The following is a 6,172-nucleotide window of genomic DNA, read 5'->3' as shown; positions in this document are numbered from 1 at the left end:
TGGCTATAATCAATTTGAAATAAGTTAAAACCAATTAATCCTAAAGCGATAGCAACGGCTATGTAAGTAAAAATTTTCATTTGTATTTTTTTTCTAAATAAACAATCCTTTAACGTTTGCAGCAAATAGTTTTACGGCTATTGCAAGTAAAATTACACCAAATATTTTACGAATTACGCCTAATCCGTTATTTCCTAATAAACGTTCAATTTTTCCAGACGATTTCAATACGCCATACACAACAATTACATTAATGATTATGGCTATGATGATATTTATGTTTGAATAAACGGCACGCAATGACAAAATAGTAGTCATAGTTCCTGCTCCCGCAATTAGAGGGAATGCAATAGGGACAATAGATGCAGTACTTGGGTTGTCTTCTTTATATAGACGAATGCCTAAAATCATTTCTAAGGCTAGAAAAAATAATACAAACGAACCCGCAACTGCAAACGAATTAGCATCAATACCAATTAGTTTTAAAATTTCATCTCCTACAAATAAAAAGGCAATCATGATAACTGCTGCCACAATCGTAGCTTTTTCGGATTGAATATGGCCCATTTTGCTTCGCAAATCTACAATAATCGGAATACTTCCTACAATATCAATTACAGCAAAAAGGATCATTCCAATTGTAAAAACATCTTTCCAGATAATTCCTATACCCATTCCTAATTTTTTTGCAAATATAGTCATATTGTATATAGTACGTTTTTAATTTAACGATACATTATCATCTAAAGTTCAAGTGCAATGACAAGTTCAATTCCAAAAATCAATAAAAATCACAAATGTTCTAAAATCATCAATCGTTAATCCTCAATCCTAAATCATTTCTTATCTTTGCGCTATAATTAATCCAACATGTTTCAGTTAAATAAAACCATCGTTTCCGAAGAAATTTTAGAAAAAGAATTTGTTTGCAACTTGTCTGCTTGTCAAGGCGCTTGTTGTGTAGATGGTGATGCGGGAGCTCCATTAGATGCCGAAGAAACCAAGATTTTAGCTGAAATTTTCGAAAAAGTAAAACCATTTCTTCGTCCTGAAGGTGTAAAAGCGATAGAAGCACAAGGAACCCACGTTACCTCAGAATTTGGGGAATTAGAAACGCCATTGATCGATGGAAAAGATTGCGCTTACGTAATTTTTGATGGAAAAACGGCACTTTGTGGCATTGAACAGGCTTATAATGAAGGAATTGTAGATTGGAAAAAACCAGTTTCTTGTCATTTATATCCTATCCGAGTAAAAGAATATTCTGATTTTGCAGCGGTTAATTATCATAAATGGCACATTTGTTCAGATGCTTGTGCTTTAGGGGAAGAATTAGGTGTTCCCGTATACCAATTTGTAAAAGAAGCTTTGGTTAGAAAATTTGGTCAATCTTGGTATGATGATTTGGAAAAGGTAGCAAAAGAGTTTAAAAAATAATTTTTTTTATTTGATTATAATTTGTTGTAAATAGCTTATTTTATAACTACTTACAACGTTTTAACATTTGTTTAATTTATTTTTAATATACTGATAATCAACACTTTGATATATTTGTGTTATTTTACCTTCAAAAACTTACTTTGTTAAAAACTTACTTCAATTGTGAATAAGTTTGCCTTTCTTTTTTCATTTCAAATGACAAACTTTGTAAACTCCTTACAGATCAGATTTTTCACCATTTATTATTCATTAAACAGATAGCTATGTCAGTAGTAGAACCTATTTTGCAAGAAAACAAAGACCGATTTGTAATTTTTCCTATCAAACACCAAGATATTTGGGAATGGTATAAGAAACAAGAGGCGTGTATTTGGACCGCTGAAGAAATCGACTTGCATACTGATTTAAATGATTGGAATAATAAATTAAGCGACGATGAAAAATATTTCATTAAGCATATTCTTGCTTTTTTTGCAGCCTCAGACGGTATTGTAAATGAAAATTTAGCTGAAAACTTTGTTAATGAAGTGCAATATCCTGAAGCAAAATTCTTTTATGGTTTTCAAATCATGATGGAAAATATTCATAGCGAAACCTATTCGTTATTGATCGATACGTATGTGAAAGATGAAGTTGAAAAAAATAAATTATTTCATGCTATCGAAACTTTTCCGGCAATTAAAGAAAAAGCAGAATGGGCATTAAAATGGATTGCATCTGACTCTTTTGCAGAACGATTAATTGCCTTTGCAGCAGTAGAAGGAATTTTCTTCTCAGGTTCATTTTGCTCAATTTATTGGTTAAAAAAACGCGGATTAATGCCAGGATTAACCTTTTCAAACGAATTAATTTCTCGTGACGAAGGAATGCATTGTGATTTTGCAGTTCATCTTCATACAAATCACATTGTAAATAAAGTGCCTAAAGCAAGAATTACAGAAATTATTGTAGATGCTTTAAACATTGAACGCCAATTTATTACCGAATCACTTCCGGTAAGTTTAATTGGAATGAATGCAACACTGATGACCCAATATTTAGAATTTGTTACCGATAGATTGTTAGTAGAATTAGGTTGCGAAAGAGTGTATAATTCATCAAACCCATTTGATTTTATGGACATGATTTCGTTACAAGGAAAAACAAACTTCTTTGAAAAACGAGTAGGGGAATATCAAAAAGCAGGAGTAATGAATGCTGATTCCGAATCAAGTAAAATTAGCTTCGACGCTGATTTCTAAAAATAATTAAAACGTTATAAAATGTCGGGAGACTTACGTTTTTATTCGATAGTTTATTAACCGAAAGCAAGGAAGGGATTGCTTGTTTTCAAAATTTTAAAAGCTTATGTATGTAGTAAAAAGAGATGGCCATAAGGAGCCAGTGATGTTTGACAAAATCACGGACAGAATTAAAAAACTATGTTATGGATTAAATGACATGGTAGATGCTGTAAAAGTAGCCATGCGTGTAATTGAAGGATTATATGATGGAGTTACCACATCTGAATTGGATAATTTAGCAGCCGAAACCGCCGCTTCTATGACGGCAACACATCCTGATTATGCCCAACTTGCTGCTCGTATAGCAATTTCTAACCTACACAAAAATACAAACAAATCATTCTCGGAAACGATGAGTGAAATGTACCATTATGTAAATCCAAGAACCAATCAACAAGCACCTTTACTATCTCAAGAAGTATATGAAGTAATTAAAGAAAATGCTGCTTTTTTAGATTCTCACATTATATATACCCGAGATTTTAATTATGATTATTTTGGTTTTAAAACACTAGAACGTTCTTATTTATTAAGAATCAATGGACAAATTGTTGAACGACCACAACATATGTTGATGCGTGTGGCTGTTGGAATCCATTTAAATGATATGGAAGCAGCTATTGAAACGTATGAATTGATGTCTAAGAAATTCTTCACGCATGCAACACCTACATTGTTTAATGCAGGAACACCAAAACCTCAAATGTCTTCGTGTTTCTTGTTAACCATGAAAGATGATAGTATTGATGGAATTTATGACACGTTAAAACAAACGGCTAAAATTTCGCAATCAGCTGGAGGAATTGGTTTAGCAATTCACAATGTTCGTGCAACCGGTTCCTACATTCGTGGTACAAACGGAACTTCAAACGGAATTGTTCCAATGTTACGTGTTTTTAATGATACGGCTCGTTATGTAGATCAAGGTGGAGGAAAACGTAAGGGAAGTTTTGCAATTTATTTAGAAACTTGGCATGCTGATATTTTCGAATTTTTAGATTTGAAAAAGAATACCGGTAAAGAAGAAATGCGTGCAAGAGATTTATTTTTTGCGATGTGGACTTCAGATTTGTTTATGAAACGTGTAGAAGAAGATACTACATGGACGTTAATGTGTCCGAATGAATGTCCTGGATTAGATAATGTTTATGGCGATGAATTTGAAGCTTTATACCTTTCTTACGAAACAAAAGGGAAAGGAAGAAAAACAATCAAAGCACGTGAGCTTTGGGAAAAAATATTGGAATCTCAAATTGAAACCGGAACGCCATACATGTTATATAAAGATGCGGCGAATAGAAAATCGAACCAAAAGAATTTAGGAACCATTCGTTCGTCTAATTTATGTACCGAAATTATGGAATACACTTCTGCAGATGAAATTGCGGTGTGTAACTTGGCTTCTATTTCGTTACCAATGTTTGTAGAAAACGGAGCATTCAACCACGAATTATTATACGATGTAACAAAACGTGTAACGCGAAACTTAAATAAGGTAATCGACAGAAATTATTACCCAGTTATAGAAGCCGAAAACTCAAACATGCGTCACCGCCCTGTTGGATTAGGAGTACAAGGATTAGCCGATGCATTCATAATGTTACGCCTTCCTTTTACTAGTGATGAAGCAAAGAAATTAAACCAAGAAATTTTCGAAACATTATATTTCGCAGCCGTTACCGCTTCTATGGAAATGGCAAAAGAAGAAGGACCGTATTCAACTTTTGAAGGTTCTCCAATATCGAAAGGCGAATTTCAACACAATCTTTGGAATATTAAAGATAAAGAACTTTCAGGTCGATGGGATTGGGCAGCTTTACGTAAAGAAGTTATGGCAAACGGAGTAAGAAACTCTTTGTTAGTAGCGCCAATGCCAACCGCATCCACGTCTCAAATTTTAGGTAATAACGAAGCATTTGAACCATATACTTCTAATATTTATACCCGTCGTGTATTATCTGGAGAGTTTATCGTTGTAAATAAACATTTATTAAACGATTTAGTCGAAAGAGGTATGTGGAACGAAACGTTGAAGCAAGAAATTATGCGTCACAATGGTTCGGTTCAAAATATTGAAATAATTCCTCAAGATTTAAAAGAATTATATAAAACGGTTTGGGAAATGTCGATGAAAGACATTATCGATATGAGCCGTCAAAGAGGCTATTTTATCGATCAATCGCAATCGTTGAACTTGTTCTTACAGGATGCCAACTATGCAAAACTAACTTCGATGCATTTCTACGCTTGGAAATCGGGGTTAAAAACAGGAATGTACTATCTACGTACAAAATCTGCGGTTGATGCTATTAAATTTACGTTAAACAACGATAAAAAAGCAGAACCAATTGAGGTTCAAGAACAACCAGTTACTCAAAAACTAGAAGCTATTGCGGTTTTAGAAGAACCAGCAGAAATGACAGCTGAAGAATACAAAGCCATGATTGAACTTGCAAAAAATGCCGGACCAGAAGATTGTGAAATGTGTGGTTCTTAACTAAAAGATAGAATACAAAAATAGAATATTTGAAACAGCTGTTGGCCCTGGCAAATAGCTGTTTTTGTTTTTAAAATTTCCATTGCAATTCGTATATTTGAAAAAAATAAGTTGATTATGTCAAAAGAGAAAAAAGGAGTTTTTACCGGAATTATTGCAAAAGACGAAAACGGAAATTATTTCTGTGGCGAATATTTATTGGATTATCAATACACCGAAAAAAATTTCAAAGTAGGTGATGAAGTGAATATTAAATCGGTTATTGTTAACCCGAGTGATAAAAGTTATAATCAATATCCAAAAAAATCAAGACATTTCTTCTTGGCAAATGAAAAAGAATAATTTCTAAAATCATAAATCCACAATCAAAATCTTATGATGCAATGGGAACAATTGTTGTCTTTAAAAAGACAAGGCGACACTACTAAACGTTTAAGAAAAGAGCAAGACGATACGCGTTTAGGTTTTGAAGTAGATTATGACCGAATTATTTTTTCTGCTGCATTTAGAAGCTTACAAGATAAAACACAGGTTATTCCACTTTCAAAAACCGATTTTGTGCACAACCGACTGACACATAGTTTAGAAGTTTCTGTGGTTGGACGCTCGCTAGGACGTTTAGTTGGAAAGCAAATTATAGCAAAGTATCCACATTTGCAAGAAATTCACGGCTATCAAGCAAACGATTTTGGGGCTATTGTAGCTGCCGCCGCATTGTCACATGATATTGGAAATCCGCCTTTTGGTCATTCAGGAGAAAAAGCAATTGGAGAGTATTTCAAAACAGGAAACGGATTTCAATATAAAGAGCATTTGACCGAAAAACAATGGCAAGATTTAATTGATTTTGAAGGAAATGCAAATGGTTTTTCAGTTATGACATCCACGCGTGAAGGAATTGAAGGCGCTTTACGTATTTCTTATGCTACCTTAGGCGCTTTTATGAAATACC

At 33.5% G+C, this 6,172-nt stretch carries 6 protein-coding genes; 5 read left to right on the top strand and 1 reads right to left on the bottom strand.

Translation table 11 applies throughout. The features are described 5' to 3' along the window. Window positions 1-93 precede the first annotated feature (93 nt). Window positions 94-675 carry a MarC family protein gene (locus ACIQZC_RS08345; RefSeq protein ID WP_396138774.1) on the bottom strand — a complete coding sequence of 194 codons (582 nt, stop codon included), beginning with the start codon at window positions 673-675 and terminating at the stop codon, window positions 94-96. A gap of 195 nt (window positions 676-870) precedes the next feature. Here ACIQZC_RS08345 and ACIQZC_RS08340 point away from each other — a divergent pair, with 195 nt between their 5' ends. The 5 genes from ACIQZC_RS08340 to dgt form a co-directional block, all read left to right on the top strand. Further along, complete coding sequence (locus tag ACIQZC_RS08340) at window positions 871-1,437, top strand: DUF3109 family protein (RefSeq protein WP_396138773.1); 567 nt, start codon at window positions 871-873, stop codon at window positions 1,435-1,437. A 266-nt stretch (window positions 1,438-1,703) separates the two neighbouring features. After that, window positions 1,704-2,681, top strand: a complete 978-nt coding sequence (locus ACIQZC_RS08335) for a ribonucleotide-diphosphate reductase subunit beta (RefSeq protein ID WP_396138772.1) — start codon at window positions 1,704-1,706, stop codon at window positions 2,679-2,681. 106 nt (window positions 2,682-2,787) lie between these two features. After that, window positions 2,788-5,220 (top strand): ribonucleoside-diphosphate reductase subunit alpha, encoded by a 2,433-nt coding sequence (locus ACIQZC_RS08330; protein WP_396138771.1) that lies wholly within the window; start codon window positions 2,788-2,790, stop codon window positions 5,218-5,220. Window positions 5,221-5,337: 117 nt separating this feature from the next. Then, a complete protein-coding gene (locus ACIQZC_RS08325; RefSeq protein WP_396138770.1) occupies window positions 5,338-5,562 on the top strand; it encodes a hypothetical protein in 225 nt (74 codons plus the stop codon). A 36-nt stretch (window positions 5,563-5,598) separates the two neighbouring features. Further along, window positions 5,599-6,172: dGTP triphosphohydrolase (gene dgt / locus ACIQZC_RS08320; RefSeq protein ID WP_396138769.1), on the top strand; the 574-nt coding region annotated here is incomplete at its 3' end.

The sequence above is a fragment of the Flavobacterium sp. genome, from assembly GCF_044338735.1.
GTDB lineage: Bacteria > Bacteroidota > Bacteroidia > Flavobacteriales > Flavobacteriaceae > Flavobacterium.
The sequence above is the reverse complement of the archived record's forward strand: the minus strand, read 5'-3'. Positions and strand labels throughout refer to the sequence as shown.

Excerpts from the sequence above, each read along its gene's own strand:
- ACIQZC_RS08345 (WP_396138774.1), bottom strand. The coding sequence starts at position 675 with ATGGGTATAGGAATTATCTGGAAAGATGTTTTTACAATTGGAATGATC.
- ACIQZC_RS08340 (WP_396138773.1), top strand. The coding sequence starts at position 871 with ATGTTTCAGTTAAATAAAACCATCGTTTCCGAAGAAATTTTAGAAAAA.
- ACIQZC_RS08335 (WP_396138772.1), top strand. The coding sequence starts at position 1,704 with ATGTCAGTAGTAGAACCTATTTTGCAAGAAAACAAAGACCGATTTGTA.
- ACIQZC_RS08330 (WP_396138771.1), top strand. The coding sequence starts at position 2,788 with ATGTATGTAGTAAAAAGAGATGGCCATAAGGAGCCAGTGATGTTTGAC.
- ACIQZC_RS08325 (WP_396138770.1), top strand. The coding sequence starts at position 5,338 with ATGTCAAAAGAGAAAAAAGGAGTTTTTACCGGAATTATTGCAAAAGAC.